This window comes from Aquimarina sp. TRL1 (genome assembly GCF_013365535.1).
GTDB classification, from domain to species: domain Bacteria; phylum Bacteroidota; class Bacteroidia; order Flavobacteriales; family Flavobacteriaceae; genus Aquimarina; species Aquimarina hainanensis.
Genome location: NZ_CP053590.1, coordinates 5,087,011 through 5,106,708, shown reverse-complemented (window position 1 = coordinate 5,106,708; position 19,698 = coordinate 5,087,011). Strand labels below are relative to the sequence as shown.

The window sequence follows — 19,698 nt, the reverse complement described above, 5'->3', positions numbered from 1 at the left end:
ATTCCGAGGTGGTTTACTGTTTTTTCAAAAAACAGGTATTTACCCCTTTTTTAACCGTTTTTTACCTCCGGATAATCTCGAGAATTACAATTAATTTTAAAAAAGAATAGCTTGGTCAGCATGAAAAAAGAAGCGTATAAAAAAGAATTATTACTACGATCCGTACAACGAAGGAATGGATCGGATAATTATTATAAAGAAGTGATGAAAATCCAATCCTGGCTGACGTTATTTTCTATTTGGAACCCCAATAGTGGAACAGCCACAGCTATTGATGGGGATTTTGGTCCTGCAACAGAAAAAGCAGTTAAAAATTTTCAGCAGGTACATCAAATGGAAGAAAACGGGTATGTCGATCAGCATACGTTTAATGTATTGACATTAAATCTCAAGGAAGCTTTCGAAAAACCGTTATTTGAAGATACCGTTAGAGGACTACTTATTGAAGCAGCAAATAATCATCTGATGAATTACCCATTCGAATTAGAGATTCGCAAAGAGTCCAATAGCGGACCATGGGTACGAAGTTATATGGATGGTAATGAAGGTAATCTCTGGTATTGGTGTATGGGATTTGTGCAGACTATAATAGATCAGGTATGGAGTCATCTAGGGAAAGATTTTAGAACGATGATGCCGTTGACGTATAGTTGTGATACGGTTGGTAATACAGGTTTGCAAAAAGGGGTTCTTTATCGCTATCAAACCCTCCGGAAGGATCCGGATTTAGTGAAACCAGGAGATCTCTTTCTCTTACAGCGATCAAAATATGACTGGATACATACAGGTATTATTGTGAGTTGCAAAGGAGCAGTACTGGAAACAATTGAAGGAAATACAAACTATCAAGGCTCCAGAAATGGAATTGCAGTGATGAAGAGAACAAGAAATCTGCAAAAGTCGAGATTAGATGTGTTTTCATTGGATACTTTTATTTAAAATAAACTTTTGGCTTTAGGGGTATTCCCGAAGCGTTAATACCTCATTTCATGAGCACTCATAAATCAAAATCTATACAAACCAGGGTAACAACCCATAGCGGCTGGGAATATGCACTTTCCTTTCTGAAAGAAATAATTAATTATCGATTGCAAAAAGAATTTTCAGGCTCAGTAGCAGGGTATCCTATATGGAATCCGGGGGAACATACCAGGGATCCGTTACTTTCCTGGATTGCCGACAAAGAACTCCCAACAGCAGAAATTATTGTTTTATTAATAGGATTGGTTCCTCATGTCTCTCCAGGGTTTATACACAATATTATCAGTGACTTTTTTCCCTCAGGAGGAGAATTACCGGATTTAGGAGGGGTAAAAGGGAAAAATCATCGGGGAATTCTTCCTACGGGAGAAACGGTACAGTTTCTACTGGCAGGTAAAGAAATTGAGGGGCGAATTCTGGTGAGTGCATACTTCTCTCCAGATCATTTTTTTGCTCAGGAAGGGGTACTGTATCTGGAGACTGTACCGGCAGGAGAACCCGTAATGAGTGGAAAAATCATTATAGAAGAAGAGTTCCTCGTATTATTGACGACTAACAGAAGCTATCAACCCAAAACAGGAAAAGAATTCCCGGCAGAGAAGATTGATACTACACTAGAATGGGAAGACCTGGTATTGAGCCCAAAAACATTGACACAGGTAAAAGAGATCGAAATATGGTTGCGATATCATCATACATTATTGAATGAATGGGGAATGAAGCGATCCATAAAACCAGGGTATCGAATTTTGTTTTCTGGTCCTCCGGGTACAGGGAAGACATTAACTGCTACTTTATTAGGGAAGTACACAAAAAAACCAGTATACCGAATTGACCTGTCTATGGTTGTGTCTAAATATATAGGAGAAACCGAAAAGAACTTGTCCAGACTTTTTGACAAAGCTAAAAACAAATCCTGGATTTTATTTTTTGATGAGGCAGATGCTATTTTTGGAAAAAGAACTAATGTAAGAGATGCACATGACAAGTATGCAAATCAAGAAGTTTCCTATCTGTTACAACGTATCGAAGCCCATCCGGGACTCGTTATTCTGGCTTCTAATTTCAAAAATAATATAGACACCGCTTTTACCCGCCGGTTTCAATCTATTGTAGAGTTTGAAAATCCAGGATATAAAGAACGTTATACACTATGGAAGAAAAACATTCCGGTACAGGTTACTTTTGAATCGGACTGCTCCCTCCAGGAGATTGCAAAAAAATACGAAGTTACAGGAGCCAATATTGTCAATATTATACAGTATGTATGTCTCAAAACAATTGCGATGGATAAGCGGGAAATTTCATTAAAAACTATGCTGGAAGGAATCAAAAAAGAATATTTGAAAGAAGGAAAAATGATAAGTATTTAAGAGTTTATGAACTATTCTTTTATGTTATTAACAAAATCGGAAGTTACTTCATACAAATCAATACTTTTAAAAATATTGAATACACATATTTTTAAAATACCTGATAATGAAACACTTTCTTTTTTTACTCTGTTCCCTTTTTATTATAGGGTGTAACCAGAAAAGTGAAACTACAACTACGACTGATACAACAGAAGTTTCCAAAGATCCGCTAAAAGATCAAAAAAAACCGGAACCCCCAGCAGAAGCATTAAAACTAACACAGGAACAGGCAAGTAAACTTATAGCACTACCACTGGCATGTATCCAGACAGAATATCCGAATAAATTAAATCAAGTTATAGGAGGTAAGAAGGACATTCAGGAACCTTCTGTATTACATCCTGCTTTTTACGGATGTTTTGATTGGCATTCTTCTGTTCATGGCCATTGGTCTCTGATAAAAATCTTGAAAGAATTTCCACAGATAGCCAAAAGCGAAGAAGCCAGAAAGCTATTGGCGACAACTATTACAAGAGAACATATAGCCGCAGAGGTTGCGTATTTTCACGGAAAACACAATACTTCTTACGAAAGAACATATGGGTGGGCATGGTTGCTTAAATTAGCAGAGGAACTTCATACCTGGGAGGATCCTTTGGCCAGAACACTGGAAGAGAATCTCCAGCCACTGACAGACTTAATCGCGCAGCGCTATATTGATTTTTTGCCTAAGCTCAGATATGCAATCCGAGTAGGAGAGCACCCAAATACAGCTTTTGGGCTTTCTTTTGCCTGGGATTATGCAATAGCCGTAAATCATAAAGCACTTATAAATAGTATCCGGACAAAAGCCATTGAGTTTTATAAAAACGATCAGGGATGTCCCTTGAGTTGGGAACCAGGAGGGTACGACTTTTTATCCCCCTGTCTGGAAGAAATTGATATCATGCGCAGGGTGTTGAATAAAGAGGAATTCGAAAAATGGATTGGTTCATTTATTCCCGATTTGCAAGCAAAAAGCTTTCGATTAGAAACCGGAGAAGTATCAGATAGAAACGATGGGAAACTAGTACATCTGGATGGGCTTAATTTTAGCAGAGCCTGGGTACTATATGGGTTGGCAGACCAATATCCGGAAGATTATACGCACCTTATAAAAATCGCTAATCAACATGTCTCGTATTCCTTGCCGAATCTGGTAGGGGATAGTTATGAAGGAGGGCATTGGTTAGGCTCATTTGCTATCTATGCATTGGGGGCTTCAAATACCGCTAAAGCTACAGAATAAGGATTAATCAACAGAAGGTTTTAGCAAAAGAGGAAGTATTACTTCTGCTCAGGGAGATAAAAACACTTGATACCAATCTATGACAGTATGGATACTACTATCATGGATAGTAGTAAAATATATGTGTAATCATATAGAACTATAGCATTAACAGCTGACCCCATTCCATTGCAATGTAGAGAATACGAACTGAAAAGTGTATAAACAGGCTCTGGTTGAGGGGTAAAACAATAAAAACAAACAGATGAAAAAATGGCTTTCGAATATAGGACCGGGAACATTGGTAACAGCAGCCTTTATAGGACCAGGTACCGTAACAGTATGTACCTTAGCAGGGGTAACCTTTGGGTATTCCTTATTATGGGCATTGGTACTGTCTATTGTAGCTTGTATTGTACTACAGGAAATGGCAGCACGATTGGGAATTATTACCCAAAAAGGACTGAGTGAAGTAATCCAATCTCAATTTCCGAATAAGGTTATAAGGTGGGGACTTATAGGAATTATCCTATCTGCGATCTTTATTGGGAATGCAGCATATGAAGCAGGGAATATTAGTGGAGGAGTACTAGGTTTATCTACAATATTGGGCAATCCTGTGATAGACGTTGCAGGTTTGCAACTAAATTACCAGAGTCTGTTAATAGGAGTATTGGCGTTTGCTTTACTTTATATAGGAAATTATAAAGTACTGGAAAGAAGTTTGATAGGTTTAGTGCTTTTTATGAGTTTGGCATTTATTCTTACTGCAATAGCCACGAAACCAGATCTTTCTCTTTTGGTAAAAGGGTTTGTTCCAAGTTTATCCGCAGATAAAATTGTAACCGTTATTGGTTTGGTAGGAACCACGGTGGTACCCTATAATTTGTTTTTACATGCTTCTTTAGTTAAAGAAAAATGGCAGAGTGCCAGTGATTTATCAAGTGCCAGAAAAGATACAATGATTGCAGTTATTTTGGGAGGACTCGTATCGATGGCAATTATTGTAGCTGGAGCTTCCATACAGCAAACAGAGATTCATAACGCGGCGGATTTAGCGAAAAGCTTAGAACCAGTTTTTGGTAAAATGGCAAAATATGTATTGTCATTGGGACTATTTGCAGCAGGGATTACCTCGGCAATAACTGCTCCTTTGGCAGCGGCATATGTGGTAAAAGGATGCCTGGGATGGGAGGGAGGATTAAAGACTAAACGCTTTAGATTCGTTTGGATGTTTATTCTTGGATTAGGTGTGTTGTTTTCTTCATTGGGAATAAAATCCATTGAGATTATTCGCTTTGCTCAGGTGACAAATGGACTATTGCTACCGATTATCGCAGCCTTCCTTTTATGGGTAGTAAACAGTAAAAAAATATTAGGAAAATATACCAATACTACCCAACAAAATATACTCGGTTTTTTAATCCTGATGATAACTGTTTTTTTAGGAGCAAAAAGCATTTGGAAAGTAATTGAAAGTTTGTAGGAAAATGAAAAAAAATATTTGGAATGCCGATGTAGGAGAAGAGGCTGGTTTTGATCATCAAATCATGCCGTATATCTCTTGGTGTAATATCTCTTGTGGAGTGCATGCAGGGAATGATGATGAAATCAAAAAAACAATTGATTTGGCAATAGCAAATGATGTAGCTATTGGAGCACATCCATCATATCCGGATCGGAAGAATTTTGGAAGATTGTCGATGGATATTTCAATGTCTGAATTGGAAGAGATACTAACAAATCAGGTATTGAAGGTAAAAAAGTATGTAGAAGAAAGAGGGAAAAAAATGCATCATGTAAAACCTCATGGAGCATTGTATAATGATGCGGTTATTCGACCTGAAATTGCAGAGGTAATTGTTGATGTTGTGAAAAATGTCGATAGAAGATTATTTGTTTTGACATCAGGTAATTCGATGATAGAAACTTTTATGGAAGAGAAAGACAGAATTAAAAAGGAGGTTTTTGCAGATCGGAATTACACTTCAGATTTACAATTGGTATCAAGAAAATATAAGGAAGCGGTGATCACCGAACCAGAAAAAGTATATGCACACGTAAAAGAAATGGTGTATCATAATAGAGTATTAACGATCGAAGGAGTGAGGAAAAATATTTTTTTTGATACGATATGTGTACATGGAGATAATCCAAAATCTGTAGCGATATTAAAATATGTTACAGAGAAAATAAATAGAAATTTATAAGAAGAGAGAAATGAGAATATGACAACGGAATTACAATTCAAACAATATGGAGAATGTGCTATTTTAATCGAATGGCCAGAAAAAATAGATGAAAATATACTCGAAGAGCTGATTTTTTGTCAAAAATTGATTCAGGAAAATTATTTTAAAGTAATTATTGAGGTAATTATATCATATAACTCGTTATTAATTTCTTATAAGTCTGGTATAGAGGATTTCTATAGCGCTGTTTTTGAGCTGAAAAAGCTTTTTAAAACAGTAAAAACTATTGAAGGAAGAAAAAAGAAGTTGTGGGAGATCCCAGTTTGCTATGAAGCGCAAATGGCAGAAGATCTACTACAGTTTTTGGAGTTGAAAAAGATAAAAAAAGAAGAATTAATTCGTTTACACTCCTCCTCTTTATATACTGTTTTCTTCAGAGGTTTTTTGCCGGGATTTTTATATCTCGGAGGATTGGATGAAAAATTAGTACTCCCGAGAAAAGCAATTCCCAGCAGAGAAGTTCAAAGTGGTTCAGTTGCAATTGGAGGAAGTCAGACAGGAATTTATCCGGTGAATAGTCCTGGAGGTTGGTATGTGATTGGTAAAACGCCAATACGCTTTTTTGACGTAAAAAATGAAACCTTGTCATTTGTGTCACCTGGAGATAAGTTAAAGTTTGTTGCAGTGGATGTTTTAGAATATAACGCTATAAGTTCATTGGTTTTGGAAGGTGAATACCAGCTTAAATTTTCTGTTGTATGAGTGTAGGTGTAAAAATTATAAAAGAAGGATTGCGAACAACAATTCAAGATAAAGGAAGAATTGGTTATGCTGAGTTTGGAATTCCTAAAGCCGGAGCAATGGATCAAACTTCTTTTTTATTGGCGAATTTACTGTTGAATAATAAAGAAAATGATGCTGTGTTGGAATGGGTTGGAATTCCTCCGGTTTTACTTTTTGAAGTACGTACTGTTATATGTGTTACAGGGGGAGAATGTGAGGTGTTACTGGATGCGAAAAAGATGCCGATGAATGTTCCTTTTGAGGTTTTTGAGGGGAGTAAACTTTCATTTAAAAATAGCAAAAAAGGACTGTATTTTTTTGTAGGAATTAAAGGAGGTTTTAAAACGGAATCTATCTTAAATAGTCGTTCTTTTTTTATGAATATAACAGCAACTTCTGTTCTAAAAAAAGGAGATGAAATTGGTTGTGAAAAACACCTTGGTTTGTCTACTAAAAACACAAAGGTAAGTGCTCCTTTTTATAAGCGGAATTTTTCTGTGATAGAAGTATTCCCCGGACCGGAGTGGGAACAACTTACTAAGGAACAAAAACAATTTTTATTGGAGACCACTTTTACTATTTCGAATGTTATAAACAGGATGGCGATACAATTAATAGAAACAGTACATAATAATTTAAAATCAATGTTAACATCTCCCGTCTTACCAGGAACAATTCAATTAACTCCGGCAGGAAAATTAATTGTATTGATGAGAGATTGTCAGACTACCGGAGGGTACCCGAGAATTTTGCAATTAACAGAAATGAGTATTGATGTATTGGCACAAAAACACCCGCAATCTACTTTTAGATTTGTTTTAAAAAACTATTAAAATCGTCTTTTATTGTGGATAGTTACTATCTACTAATTTATATATTTTGCAGGTTGCTCTCGATCAAAAGGCTTCTTTGTTACAACGCTATTGCCTTGTATCTGTAGGTCTGTATTCCTGTCAGGAGTTTGATGTATACTAAAGTCTTTGATACAGTGTAATGGTTGAATGGCGTTGGTGATAAAGAGTTTGTTAGTAGGATATTAAAAAACACAATTCTCTTTTTTGGGGGAAAATCCCCTGTTTTGGTATGGGGTAAATCCCTTTTGCTAAAAAAAAGTTTATTGACAGTGTGTTGTTTAATTATCTGTAAATCAGTTTTTTAGTTTGTTTTTTGAATTAAATGATTATGTTAAAAAGGGTGCTGTTACTTGTTCAAGAGTGGTTATTTTCGGTACATTAGCAAGTGTTAATCAGAAAATAAATAACCATTATGAATTCAGAAATACCTAATAACGGCGGGAAGTTTCCCAAAGATAAAAAAGCAACCAAAAAGAAAAAGAAGATAACAAAACCTAAGAAATGTATTTCTGTAGAAGAAGCTAAAGAATTACAACATCATTGGTGTTGTGATCGGGCAGAGCACTTACAGAAGTGTTTAGGGCATGAAGATGCCAGAGAGTTTTGGTGGCCGTTGGAAGAATTAGAACAATATATCAAATATGTAAAAAGGAAATCTAAGAAAATGGGAATAGAGAATCCTGGAATTAGAGCATATTTTGGAGCATATCCTAAAAATAAGTGTAGCCATGGAATAGGAAGGTCTACTTTGTTTTTTGCACCGACAGGAGTGCCAGCCGGAAGTGCAGGGAAAGATGGAGCTGTAGACTATAGACAGAATAATTACGATATAGACCCTTTTAATAGAGGAGGTGATGGTGGAATTCCTCCAAATAGTTATTAATTACATGTTATTCTCTATACGCCTATGAGTGCAGTGGTATTTTTTTCAGTTGTTAATCTTTTTGAATTGTTAGCTGCAATAGTAGGTACAGTTGTTCTAATAAAGAATAAAAACCGAGTTAATAATTTAACTCGGTTTTTTGTCTGGTTTTTATGGTTTACTGTTTTTGTTGAAGTGTTTTTCGGCTGGATGCCAACATGTGCGAGAGAATGGAATTCATCGATTTTTTTAAAAGATTTAATTTCTTGGGATGTAGAAGTGTCTTATAAGATAAATTTTTGGGGGTTTAGGGTTTATACGGTTTTTTCTGATTTATTTTTGATGTACTATTTTAAAAAGAATATAAAATCAGAGGAGGTAAGTAAAATTGTAAAAGGCTTGATGCTTTTTTATTTTGTATTTACAATTTGTTGTATTGTGTTTAAAAATTCTTTTTTAGAAAATATTTATTCAGTACCTTATATTCTAGGTCCTATTTTTATTTTTATAAGCGTAATGTTGTACTTTTTTGAAATTTTAAAAAGTAATAAAATTTTATATTTTCATAAAGAATTACCTTTTTATATAGCTATAGGAAGTATGATTTTTAACTTAGTGGTTACTCCTTTGTTTATATATAAAGAGTATTATTCTAGTGAGAACCCTGATTTCAATACCTTAAGGATGTTTTTACTTTATTGTTCGATCATTTTTTTAAATTCAATATATATATTAGGTTTTTATATATGCTTCCGAAAGAACAAATCTTATTAATTATTTACTTTACTGCAGTAATTCTATTTTTTGTAGTTTTTGGAGTGGTGTTTATTGTGACATTTCTTAAAAGGAAAAATAAACTATTGCTGGAAAATTTTAAAGCGACACAACGTTTTAAAGAAGAGCTGTCTCGCTCTAAAATAGAAATACAAGAACAGACATTAAAAAATGTTAGTTGGGAATTACATGATAATATAGGACAGTTGTTATCTACAGCTGTTATGCAGATTAATATATTAGGCACAGCTATCTCAGAAGAAAATGCAGATTCCTTACGGGATGTAAGAGGGTTAGTAGGTGATAGTCTGCAAGAAATACGACTATTATCCAGAACACTAAACAAAGAGGTAATTCAGCATGTGGGGATAGAGAAGTCTATACAGGTAGAACTCACCCGATTTAATAAACTAAACTTTTTAGAAACAGAACTAAAAGTGAGTGGTACTCCTGTGACGATTGAGCCTAATGACGAGATTATCTTATACAGGATTGTTCAGGAATTTTTTTCCAATACGATAAAACATGCAGAAGCAGCGCACCTTTTTGTACATTTGGATTATCAGCAGGAGGGCGTTGAGATTACGGTAAAAGATGATGGGGTTGGCTTTGATCAGACTTCGGTACAGGCTAATTCAGGTTTGCTAAATATGAAAAGCAGAGCAGAAGTAGTTGATGCAAAAATAAAATATACTTCCTCTCCAGGTAATGGAGTGACATTGGTACTACAATATCCGTTTAAGAAAAAGAAAATACAAAATGATTACTAAAAAGAAAAAAACAATTGTAATAGTTGACGACCATCTGCTCTTTGCACAATCATTAGAGAGCTTGATCTCTAAATTGGAAGAGTACCAGGTGTTAGCAATTCTAAAGAACGGAAAAGAATTAACGCAGTATTATTTACACAAGCGAAGAAAACCTGATTTGGTACTATTGGATGTAAAAATGCCAGTGATGGACGGGGTGCAGACCATGGAATGGTTAAAAGAGAATCAACCACAGCAAAAAGTATTGGCACTTACTATGGAGGATGATGAAGAAACCATTATAAAAATGCTGAGATCAGGAGCCAGAGGATATCTCCTAAAAGATATTCATCCCGAAAACTTTGAATTTGCGATGAAGATGGTTATTGAGCAAGGATTTTATTATTCTTCCAAAATAGAAAAAGCTCTGAAGCACTCAGATCAACTAGATCAGCATACAAACTTAGAAGACCATCTGACTAAGAGAGAATGGACTTTTCTCAAGCATGCTTGTTCAGAATTGACCTATAAACAGATTGCTGATGAGATGAGTCTTAGTCCTAAAACAGTAGAAAACTACAGAGAGATGGTTTTTAAAAAGCTGGAAGTTAAAACCAGAGTTGGGCTGGTCATCTATTGTATGAAAAACAATTTGTTTAAATTTTAATCCGACTCACTGAACCATAGTTGTTTTTTATAAAACCTCATAGAAAGGAGATGGAAATGAAAAAAATAATGCCTTTTTTTATTTATACTTTGAATTTAATAAAGAATTAGTATATTTGGCAACAGATTATGAAAACAGTAAATACAATTATTAACGTCATTATTATTGAGGTGATTATTTCACCCCAGTAAAGGGACGTTGTATAAACAATATAAACTTAAAATCCCTTTACAATTTGTAAAGGGATTTTTTTTTGAGCATAAAAAATAAAATAGAAATGCAAACTGTAAAAGCTATCATTCGTATTGTCATTATCGTCGTGGTGATTATTTCACCGTGATGAAGGGCATATTGTGTAGCGAACAAAAAAATCCCTTCAATTATGTTGAAGGGATTTTTTTTGGTGTATAAGGAACAAAAAATAATAATTATCTGTGTAGTGATTGTAAAAAAAACAAGTGTAATTAGTTGTTTTTTAGGAGTTTGTGAATAAATAGGCTTAGGTTGGATGTTGTAAGGAAATTGAGGAAATGATAATTGTTTAGCAGTAACAAAATAATTTTATACTGCGTTATAAAAGATGCTTTTTGTTATTATCAAAAAAACTGTTAAAAAAATAAAGATAATATAAATAATATTCAAAAAAATGGATATCAACAAATTTAGTAGGCAAGTTACTCAGGATGACACTCAACCGGCAGCACAGGCGATGCTGCATGCAATTGGGTTAACAAGAGAAGATTTAAAAAAACCATTTGTAGGGATTGCTAGTACAGGGTATGAAGGAAACCCATGTAATATGCATCTCAATGATTTGGCAAAACTTGTAAAAAAGGGAACCGAAAATGAAGATTTAGTCGGTTTGATCTTTAATACTATTGGCGTTAGTGATGGTATTTCTATGGGGACACCAGGAATGCGTTTCTCATTACCATCGAGAGATGTAATTGCTGATTCTATGGAGACAGTAGTACAGGCGATGTCCTATGACGGAATGGTGACAGTTGTTGGGTGTGATAAGAATATGCCTGGAGCACTTATGGCGATGCTGCGATTAAACCGTCCGGCTATTTTGGTATATGGAGGGACTATTGCCTCTGGATGTCATGAAGGAAAAAAGCTGGATGTTGTGTCTGCTTTTGAAGCCTGGGGAGAAAAAGTAGCTGGTACTATGACGCAACAGACATATGAGAGTGTTATCGAAAAAGCATGCCCGGGGGCAGGAGCTTGTGGAGGAATGTATACAGCAAATACCATGGCATCGGCTATTGAAGCATTAGGGATGTCACTTCCTTATAACTCCTCGAATCCGGCAATAAGTGAAAATAAAGAGAATGAAAGCGTCATGGCTGGGCAAGCAATGCGAGTTTTATTAGAAAAAGATATTAAACCCAAAGATATTGTTACCAAAAAATCATTGGAAAATGCAATTCGATTGGTAACGATAATGGGAGGATCTACAAATGCAGTATTGCATTTTCTAGCTATAGCAAGAGCAGCAGATGTGTCTTTTACTTTAGAAGATTTTCAGCGTATAAGTGACGAAACTCCATTTTTGGCAGACCTGAAACCTAGCGGGAAGTATTTGATGGAAGATGTGCATAGGGTAGGAGGAATTCCTGCAGTGTTGAAATATTTATTAAAGAAGGGATTACTACACGGAGATTGTCTGACTGTAACAGGAAAAACATTGGCAGAAAACCTATTGGATGTTCCCGATTTATTAGAAGGGCAACATGTTATAAAACCATTGGAGTCCCCTATAAAGGAAACTGGGCATCTGAGAATTATGTATGGAAATCTGGCAGAAGACGGATGTGTGGCAAAGATAACAGGAAAAGAAGGGCTCCTTTTTAAAGGAAACGCCAAAGTTTTTGATAGCGAATACGATGCTAATGATGGAATACGAGATGGAAAAGTGCAAAAAGGAGATGTAGTTGTTATACGATATGAAGGCCCTAAAGGAGGACCTGGAATGCCAGAAATGCTAAAACCTACAGCAGCGATTATGGGAGCAGGCTTAGGAAAAGATGTCGCTCTGATTACAGATGGACGATTCTCAGGAGGAACGCATGGTTTTGTCGTAGGGCATATTACCCCGGAAGCACAAGAAGGAGGATTAATAGGTTTGGTTGAAGATGGTGATGTGATCACAATTGATGCAGAAAAAAACTCGATAACAGTTGATATAGACAGTGAAGAACTTGCAAAAAGAAAAGCAGCATGGGTACAACCTCCTTTAAAATTTAAAAGAGGAGTACTGTATAAATATGCGCATACGGTATCATCAGCATCCCAAGGATGTGTAACAGATGAATTCTAAAAAATACACAAATCAAATTATTACAATTGACAAATTTTGAAATCGAATACTAACGACTCAAAAAGGACAGAGCGTATGGAAACAGCAACGCAAACAGTAACGAAAGAAACTACAATGAAGACGGAACGAATGACAGGGGCAGAAGCAGTCATTAGATGCCTGTTAGCCGAAGGAGTAGATTTAATTTATGGGTATCCCGGAGGAGCAATTATGCCTGTATACGATGAATTGTTTAAATATGAAGATCAACTAACACATATTCTGACAAGACATGAACAGGGCGCAACACATGCTGCACAAGGATATGCCAGAACCAGTGGAAAAGTTGGCGTCGCAATGGCTACTTCTGGACCAGGAGCTACAAATCTGGTCACGGGAATAGCAGATGCACAGATTGATTCAACTCCGATGGTGTGTATTACAGGACAGGTCGCTTCTCACTTACTGGGATCCGATGCCTTTCAGGAGACCGATATTGTGGGGATTTCTACACCGGTGACAAAGTGGAACCATCAGGTAACAAAAGCTGCCGATATTCCCGAAGTATTTGCTAAAGCATTTTATATTGCCAGATCAGGGAGACCCGGACCGGTACTTATCGATATCACAAAAGATGCACAGTTTGAAGAGTTTGATTTTTCATACGAGCCCTGTAAAGGTATTCGTAGCTATAAAGCAACTCCTCCAACGGAGCCGAAAAGCCTGGAAGATGCTGCAGACTTAATCAATGCCGCGAAAAAACCATTAATTGTTTTTGGTCAAGGAGTGATTTTGGGAGAAGCAGAAGAAGAGTTTACAGCTCTGATAGAAAAAGCGGGAATTCCGGCGGCATGGACTATATTAGGATTATCAGCCCTGCCAACTTCTCATCCACTTAATGTAGGAATGGTAGGAATGCACGGAAACTACGCACCTAATAAATTAACCAATGAATGTGATCTTTTGATTGCTGTAGGAATGCGATTCGATGACCGGGTAACAGGAAATCTGGATACTTATGCGAAACAAGCCAAAGTAATACATTTTGAAATAGATCCTGCAGAAGTAGATAAGAATGTGATGAGTGATGTGGCAGTTATGGGAAATGTGAAGCATACATTGGCAAAAATATTACCTCTGATAAACAAAAATGATCACCAGGCTTGGTTACAGCAGTTTAATGATCTGATGGAGATAGAGTACGATAAAGTCATTAAAAATGAATTGTATCCTGAGAAAGAAGGCCTGTCTATGGGAGAAGTTCTCAGAGGAATCAATGAAGAGACCAAAGGAGATGCGGTTATTGTATCTGATGTAGGTCAACATCAAATGATCGCATGTCGTTATGCAGCATTTTCCAAATCAAAAAGCAATGTTACCTCAGGTGGTTTAGGAACTATGGGATTTGCTTTGCCGGCAGCTATTGGAGCAAAAATGGGAGCCCCCGAACGAGATGTAATCGCTATTATAGGAGATGGAGGGTACCAAATGACAATTCAGGAATTAGGAACGATTTTTCAGAACAATACAGCCGTTAAGATCGTTGTACTGAACAATGAGTTTTTAGGAATGGTTAGACAGTGGCAACAATTATTTTTTGAGAAGAGATATGCCTCTACAGAAATGACCAATCCGGATTTTATTACGATTGCTAGAGGATATCATATCCCAGCAAAAAGGGTAACCAAGCGAGAAGAACTAAAAGAGGCAATCAAAGAAATGATGACCACAGAAGGTGCTTATTTCTTAGAAGTATGTGTAGAAAAAGAAAATAATGTATTCCCGATGATTCCAACAGGAGCCTCAGTATCAGATGTAAGACTAAGTTAATTATGGAAAAAGAAAATTATACAATTTCGGTATATACCGAAAACAATATAGGGTTGTTGAACCGGATTTCGGCTATCTTCCTGAAAAGGAGAATTAATTTGGATAGTTTCACAGCTTCCGTTTCTGAAATAAAAGATGTTTTTCGATTTACGATTGTAGTTTCTGTTACGGAAGAACAGGTTCGGAAAATTATAACACAAATAGAAAAACAAATTGAAGTTATCAAAGCGTTTTATCACAGAGATGATGAAACCATCTATCAAGAAACAGCTTTGTTTAAAATCTCTTCAAAATTGTTATTCGAGGAACGTCAGATTCAAAATGTGATTAAAGAGAGCAATGCGCAGATTGTAACAGTAACTCCGGAGTTCTTTGTTTTAGAAAAAACAGGGAGACGCTATGAGGTAGAAGCATTGTACGATAAGCTGGAGCCCTATGGACTAATGCAGTTTGTCAGGTCAGGAAGAATTGCAGTAACTAAAGAGAAAATGCATATCTCTAAGATTCTGGAAACATTCACTATAGAAGAAGTGAATTAAATCATATACTAAAATTAATAAACTAAAAAACTGTTCCGGGCAACGGAAAAAAATTAACCAATAAGAAAATGGCAAATTATTTTAATACACTATCATTAAGAGATCAGTTAACTCAATTAGGAAAATGCAGATTTATGGAATTATCCGAGTTTTCGGATGGAGTAGCTGCATTAAAAGGAAAAAAGATTGTTATAGTAGGATGTGGAGCACAAGGGCTGAATCAGGGATTGAATATGAGAGATTCAGGGCTGGATATATCCTATGCTTTGAGAGAAGCAGCAATTAAAGAACAAAGACAATCGTATAAAAATGCTTCTGAAAACAGCTTTACAACAGGAACTTATGAGGAGTTGATTCCAACAGCTGATATGGTGATTAATTTAACTCCAGATAAACAGCATACACAAGTGGTAAGTACAGTAATGCCGCTGATGAAAAAAGGTGCTACGTTATCCTATTCTCATGGATTTAATATCGTAGAAGAAGGAATGAAAGTACGAGAAGATCTGACGGTTATTATGGTTGCGCCAAAATGTCCTGGATCGGAAGTACGAGAAGAATATAAAAGAGGATTCGGAGTGCCTACACTTATTGCGGTACACCCGGAAAATGATCCAAAAGGAGAAGGTCTCGCGCAGGCCAAAGCGTATGCAGTAGCTACCGGAGGACATAAGGCAGGAGTTTTAGAATCTTCATTCGTAGCAGAAGTAAAGTCAGATCTAATGGGAGAGCAGACAATCTTATGCGGATTATTACAGACAGGATCTATTCTTTGTTTTGATAAAATGGTCGAAAAAGGAATTGATAAAGGGTATGCCTCAAAATTAATTCAGTATGGATGGGAAGTTATCACCGAAGGATTAAAATACGGGGGTATTACTCATATGATGGATCGTTTGTCTAACCCGTCCAAAGTGAAGGCATTCGAATTATCAGAAGAATTAAAAGGAATTATGAGACCGTTGTTTAGAAAACATATGGACGATATTATGTCAGGGCATTTTTCCAGTACTATGATGGAAGATTGGGCAAATGACGATAAGAATTTATTAGGATGGAGAGCAGAAACAGGAGAAACTGCTTTTGAGAAAACACCGGCAGGAGATGTAGTAATTTCTGAACAGGAGTTTTATGATCACGGAGTACTTATGGTTGCGTATGTAAGAGCAGGAGTAGAATTAGCCTTTGAATCGATGACTGAATCAGGAATCATTGAAGAGTCAGCGTATTATGAATCATTACATGAAACTCCTTTAATTGCGAATACAATTGCACGAAAAAAACTATTCGAAATGAATAGAGTAATCTCCGATACCGCTGAGTATGGTTGTTATTTATTCGACCATGCATGTAAGCCATTATTATCTGATTTTATGAAAGATATTGATGTAAATGTTATAGGGAAAGCATATGATGAAGGAGTTGATAACGGAGTAGATAATGCAAAACTAATTTCTATTAATGAGATTTTAAGAAATCACCCAATTGAAGTTGTAGGAAATAAGCTTAGAGCTTCTATGACAGCAATGAAACCAATTGTATAAAAAAGTAAATCCGGTTTGTGCAAAAAAAGTATAAGCCGGATTGTACCTTCCCAAAGGGTGATATTAGTAGAAAGATACAATGACGAGTAGAATTAGCAATACATTATGAATACAACGAAGACCACATATTTTCCGGATTTAGAGGATATACAAAAAGCAGCTACAACTATAAAAGAAGTGGCTATGGTGACTCCTTTAATGAATAGTATTAGGTATTCTCGGAGGTATGAAGCGAATGTCTTATTAAAAAGAGAAGATCTTCAGCGGGTTCGATCCTACAAAATTAGAGGAGCTTTTAATAAGATAAGCTCTTTGACTCCGGAACAATTACAACGGGGAGTGGTTTGTGCCAGTGCGGGGAATCATGCCCAGGGAGTTGCCTTTGCATGCAACCATTTGCAAATAGAAGGGACGATTTATATGCCTTCTGTGACGCCAAAGCAAAAAGTAGAGCAAACTCAGATGTTTGGAGGAGCTCATGTAAAAATAGTATTAGAAGGAGATACGTTTGATGATTCATCCAGGGCAGCCAAAGAGATTTGCGAATCTCAGGGAAAAACATTTGTACATCCTTTTGATGATCCCAAAACCATAGAAGGACAGGGAACCATCGGTTTGGAGATTTTTAAGCAGGCAGATGCTCCTATAGATTATATTTTTGTTGCTGTAGGAGGAGGAGGATTGGCATCTGGTTTATGTGGAGCTATGAAAGCCTTGTCTCCCAAAACAAAAATTATTGGAGTAGAACCAGCAGGAGCTCCTTCGATGTCCACTTCTATAGAAAAAGGAATCAATACAGAGATTGCCGATATAGATAAGTTTATAGATGGTGCTGCGGTCCAGAAGGTTGGTGAACACAATTTCGAGATTTGTAACTCTAATTTGTCTGAAATGATAACTGTTCCGGAAGGACTGGTATGTCAGACTATTTTGGACTTGTATAATAGAGATGCTATTGTTGTAGAACCAGCAGGAGCACTAACTTTAGCAGCGCTGGATTTCTATAAAGAAGAAATCAAAGGAAAAAATGTAGTGTGTATTGTCAGTGGTAGTAACAATGATATTACGCGTACAGCAGAGATCAAAGAAAGGGCCTTGTTGTACTCTGGGCTAAAACATTATTTTATTGTACGGTTTCCACAACGTGCAGGAGCTTTGAAGCAATTTGTGGGCGAAGTATTAGGTCCTAATGATGATATCACTCATTTTGAATATTCTAAAAAATCAAGTAGAGAGAATGGTCCTGCTGTGGTAGGAATTGAATTAAAAGATACAAAAGATTTAGCTCCTTTGATTACCAGAATGAAAGAAAAGAATTTTTTTGGCGATTATCTAAATGATAAACCTGATTTATTTCAGTTTTTGATTTAAAGATAGTTGCAACTTTTATTTTTTTTAACCTCTGCAGCAATGCCATGCAGAGGTTTTTTATTCGATAATCCAGGGAAGATACACAAGAGGTGCTGCTTATTTTCCATGAAACTCCATATTGGGAACCTTTTCTCCTTGTTTTAGAAAACGATCAAACCATTGAATCACTTGCTCGGAAACCTCTTTTCTGTTGTTTCTAATTCCGTGATCACCTCCTTCAAACATGATAAGTCGATAAGGTTTTCGATGCTTGTCTAATTCTATAGCCAGTTGTAAAGACTGGGATGGTTTTACACGCCAGTCAGAGGTGCCATGCATAATGAGTAATGGTGTATCTTTTGGGAATGCATGTGCCCAAAAGGTTGCAGATCGCTTTTTTAATTCGGTTTCTTTATGTTTAGAATATTCAGGGATGAGTTCTGCCAATACTTTTTCTTCCATGATAGGTCTGTCGGTAATGGTTTCAAAATTATTCGAGACAGCTCCTCCAACAGCAGCGGCTTTTATGCGATTTGTTTTGGTTAATGCAATATAGGTCATCATTCCCCCACGACTCCATCCATACATACCTACATTAGTAGTATCCGCTTGTTTTATTTCTTTTATCACATTTAGAAGATTCAATACGTCATTAACATCTTGTCCTCCAAACTCTTCTTTTCCTTCTCCTCCCATATTACCTCTGTATTGACTCGCGATCACGACATACCCTTTACTGGCTATTTTAGCAAGTCCTAAAAACGGAATAGCTTTTGGCGATATGGCACCAGTATCTCTGTTTCCTCCTCTATTATAGATGATTGTAGGATATTGTCCTTCTTTTTTAGGAAGAACCAGAACACCTTTTACTTTGAGACCATCACTGAGGTAAGTAATATTGTAGCTGTTCACTGCTTCTATTTCAGGAAATCGAGACAAGAATTTTTCATAGTGTTTAATTTTAGAAAATGGGATTATTTCTTGTTTTAGCAGGAGAGAAGTTTCTTGGCTGTTTCCCGTGAAAAAAGAAATAAGAGTGAAGAGTAAAAGTAAAATAAAACGGATCATATTGATTGGTTTTGGATATATTTTTATGACGATCCAAAAAAACTTTTGTTACAATCCTATCGGGAGATAGTAAAAAAGGGAAAGAATACATAAATGATTGAAGTAGTGTGTAATTTTTAGTTGTTTACATAAAATCCAAAAAAGGGAGTGAGATATCGATGATTTTACAGGGGATTTTTTATGATATTGATAAAAACTCGAAATTTTAAGTCTATAATTAGGTAGCGTGTATGTTTTTTACGTATTATTGCACAGTTAGTTAACGAAAGGGGCTTCGGCCGACGATTTAGAGTTACTATATTATGAGACATTTACAAGACATACTACCAGCAGCAGGAAAACCAATCCTTTTATCTTTGATTACTCCACAATCAAATCGCTGTTTCCGTCGTCCCTTTGGGATATAAAAATGTAAAAGAAGTGGGTGCGTCCTGCTTCCCCGTGAGATAAAAACCTCTTTAATTTTACTAAAACTTTACTAGATGTTAATATGAATTATTGCGTTTGTATTATATATCTGTAGATCTTTATTTCTCCAAAGAGGATACCCCATACTTTAATTAAAAAATTAATACATCTTT

At 36.1% G+C, this 19,698-nt stretch carries 17 protein-coding genes; 16 read left to right on the top strand and 1 reads right to left on the bottom strand.

The features are described from left to right. Positions 1 to 120 precede the first annotated feature (120 nt). From HN014_RS21080 to ilvA, 16 genes are all read left to right on the top strand, one after another. Entirely contained in the window at positions 121 to 939 is an 819-nt protein-coding gene (locus HN014_RS21080) for a peptidoglycan-binding protein (RefSeq protein ID WP_176030803.1), read from the top strand. A 50-nt stretch (positions 940 to 989) separates the two neighbouring features. Then, positions 990 to 2,354, top strand: coding sequence for an ATP-binding protein (locus HN014_RS21075; RefSeq protein ID WP_176030802.1), 1,365 nt, complete (start codon positions 990 to 992; stop codon positions 2,352 to 2,354). A 106-nt stretch (positions 2,355 to 2,460) separates the two neighbouring features. Further along, the gene (locus HN014_RS21070; protein WP_176030801.1) at positions 2,461 to 3,624 is read left to right on the top strand and encodes a DUF2891 domain-containing protein; all 1,164 of its coding nucleotides are present in this window, start codon (positions 2,461 to 2,463) and stop codon (positions 3,622 to 3,624) included. 244 nt (positions 3,625 to 3,868) lie between these two features. Further along, a complete protein-coding gene (locus HN014_RS21065) occupies positions 3,869 to 5,089 on the top strand; it encodes an Nramp family divalent metal transporter (RefSeq protein ID WP_176030800.1) in 1,221 nt (406 codons plus the stop codon). Between the two features lie 4 nt (positions 5,090 to 5,093). After that, the gene (gene pxpA, locus HN014_RS21060) at positions 5,094 to 5,813 is read left to right on the top strand and encodes a 5-oxoprolinase subunit PxpA (RefSeq protein WP_176030799.1); all 720 of its coding nucleotides are present in this window, start codon (positions 5,094 to 5,096) and stop codon (positions 5,811 to 5,813) included. Between the two features lie 18 nt (positions 5,814 to 5,831). Next, positions 5,832 to 6,557, top strand: a complete 726-nt coding sequence (gene pxpB, locus HN014_RS21055) for a 5-oxoprolinase subunit PxpB (protein WP_176030798.1) — start codon at positions 5,832 to 5,834, stop codon at positions 6,555 to 6,557. Continuing rightward, positions 6,554 to 7,411 carry a biotin-dependent carboxyltransferase family protein gene (locus HN014_RS21050; protein ID WP_176030797.1) on the top strand — a complete coding sequence of 286 codons (858 nt, stop codon included), beginning with the start codon at positions 6,554 to 6,556 and terminating at the stop codon, positions 7,409 to 7,411. Before pxpB ends, HN014_RS21050 begins: the two co-directional genes overlap by 4 nt. Before the next feature lie 433 nt (positions 7,412 to 7,844). Continuing rightward, the gene (locus HN014_RS21045) at positions 7,845 to 8,315 is read left to right on the top strand and encodes a hypothetical protein (RefSeq protein ID WP_176030796.1); all 471 of its coding nucleotides are present in this window, start codon (positions 7,845 to 7,847) and stop codon (positions 8,313 to 8,315) included. Positions 8,316 to 8,339: 24 nt separating this feature from the next. Continuing rightward, positions 8,340 to 9,068 carry a hypothetical protein gene (locus tag HN014_RS21040; protein ID WP_176030795.1) on the top strand — a complete coding sequence of 243 codons (729 nt, stop codon included), beginning with the start codon at positions 8,340 to 8,342 and terminating at the stop codon, positions 9,066 to 9,068. Continuing rightward, on the top strand, positions 9,041 to 9,838 hold the full coding sequence (locus HN014_RS21035) for a sensor histidine kinase (RefSeq protein WP_176030794.1): 798 nt from the start codon (positions 9,041 to 9,043) through the stop codon (positions 9,836 to 9,838). Before HN014_RS21040 ends, HN014_RS21035 begins: the two co-directional genes overlap by 28 nt. Then, a complete protein-coding gene (locus HN014_RS21030; RefSeq protein ID WP_176030793.1) occupies positions 9,828 to 10,484 on the top strand; it encodes a response regulator transcription factor in 657 nt (218 codons plus the stop codon). Before HN014_RS21035 ends, HN014_RS21030 begins: the two co-directional genes overlap by 11 nt. A 646-nt stretch (positions 10,485 to 11,130) precedes the next feature. After that, the gene (ilvD, locus tag HN014_RS21025) at positions 11,131 to 12,807 is read left to right on the top strand and encodes a dihydroxy-acid dehydratase (protein ID WP_176030792.1); all 1,677 of its coding nucleotides are present in this window, start codon (positions 11,131 to 11,133) and stop codon (positions 12,805 to 12,807) included. A 75-nt stretch (positions 12,808 to 12,882) separates the two neighbouring features. Next, entirely contained in the window at positions 12,883 to 14,616 is a 1,734-nt protein-coding gene (gene ilvB, locus HN014_RS21020; protein WP_176030791.1) for a biosynthetic-type acetolactate synthase large subunit, read from the top strand. A 2-nt stretch (positions 14,617 to 14,618) separates the two neighbouring features. Then, positions 14,619 to 15,155: an acetolactate synthase small subunit gene (ilvN, locus tag HN014_RS21015; protein WP_176030790.1), complete on the top strand. Its 537-nt coding sequence runs from the start codon at positions 14,619 to 14,621 to the stop codon at positions 15,153 to 15,155. 68 nt (positions 15,156 to 15,223) lie between these two features. Beyond that, positions 15,224 to 16,699, top strand: coding sequence for a ketol-acid reductoisomerase (gene ilvC / locus HN014_RS21010; protein WP_176030789.1), 1,476 nt, complete (start codon positions 15,224 to 15,226; stop codon positions 16,697 to 16,699). A gap of 105 nt (positions 16,700 to 16,804) precedes the next feature. After that, positions 16,805 to 18,070: a threonine ammonia-lyase IlvA gene (gene ilvA, locus HN014_RS21005; protein WP_176030788.1), complete on the top strand. Its 1,266-nt coding sequence runs from the start codon at positions 16,805 to 16,807 to the stop codon at positions 18,068 to 18,070. Positions 18,071 to 18,166: 96 nt separating this feature from the next. Here ilvA and HN014_RS21000 read toward each other — a convergent pair whose 3' ends face one another. Continuing rightward, entirely contained in the window at positions 18,167 to 19,117 is a 951-nt protein-coding gene (locus tag HN014_RS21000) for a S9 family peptidase (protein WP_176030787.1), read from the bottom strand. Positions 19,118 to 19,698: the final 581 nt, after the last annotated feature.

Coding starts and splice junctions, on each gene's coding strand:
- ilvA (WP_176030788.1), top strand. CDS start 16,805: ATGAATACAACGAAGACCACATATTTTCCGGATTTAGAGGATATACAA.
- HN014_RS21000 (WP_176030787.1), bottom strand. CDS start 19,117: ATGATCCGTTTTATTTTACTTTTACTCTTCACTCTTATTTCTTTTTTC.
- HN014_RS21045 (WP_176030796.1), top strand. CDS start 7,845: ATGAATTCAGAAATACCTAATAACGGCGGGAAGTTTCCCAAAGATAAA.
- pxpB (WP_176030798.1), top strand. CDS start 5,832: ATGACAACGGAATTACAATTCAAACAATATGGAGAATGTGCTATTTTA.
- HN014_RS21080 (WP_176030803.1), top strand. CDS start 121: ATGAAAAAAGAAGCGTATAAAAAAGAATTATTACTACGATCCGTACAA.
- HN014_RS21065 (WP_176030800.1), top strand. CDS start 3,869: ATGAAAAAATGGCTTTCGAATATAGGACCGGGAACATTGGTAACAGCA.
- ilvC (WP_176030789.1), top strand. CDS start 15,224: ATGGCAAATTATTTTAATACACTATCATTAAGAGATCAGTTAACTCAA.
- HN014_RS21075 (WP_176030802.1), top strand. CDS start 990: ATGAGCACTCATAAATCAAAATCTATACAAACCAGGGTAACAACCCAT.
- HN014_RS21035 (WP_176030794.1), top strand. CDS start 9,041: ATGCTTCCGAAAGAACAAATCTTATTAATTATTTACTTTACTGCAGTA.
- HN014_RS21070 (WP_176030801.1), top strand. CDS start 2,461: ATGAAACACTTTCTTTTTTTACTCTGTTCCCTTTTTATTATAGGGTGT.
- ilvN (WP_176030790.1), top strand. CDS start 14,619: ATGGAAAAAGAAAATTATACAATTTCGGTATATACCGAAAACAATATA.
- HN014_RS21030 (WP_176030793.1), top strand. CDS start 9,828: ATGATTACTAAAAAGAAAAAAACAATTGTAATAGTTGACGACCATCTG.
- pxpA (WP_176030799.1), top strand. CDS start 5,094: ATGAAAAAAAATATTTGGAATGCCGATGTAGGAGAAGAGGCTGGTTTT.
- ilvD (WP_176030792.1), top strand. CDS start 11,131: ATGGATATCAACAAATTTAGTAGGCAAGTTACTCAGGATGACACTCAA.
- ilvB (WP_176030791.1), top strand. CDS start 12,883: ATGGAAACAGCAACGCAAACAGTAACGAAAGAAACTACAATGAAGACG.
- HN014_RS21040 (WP_176030795.1), top strand. CDS start 8,340: ATGAGTGCAGTGGTATTTTTTTCAGTTGTTAATCTTTTTGAATTGTTA.
- HN014_RS21050 (WP_176030797.1), top strand. CDS start 6,554: ATGAGTGTAGGTGTAAAAATTATAAAAGAAGGATTGCGAACAACAATT.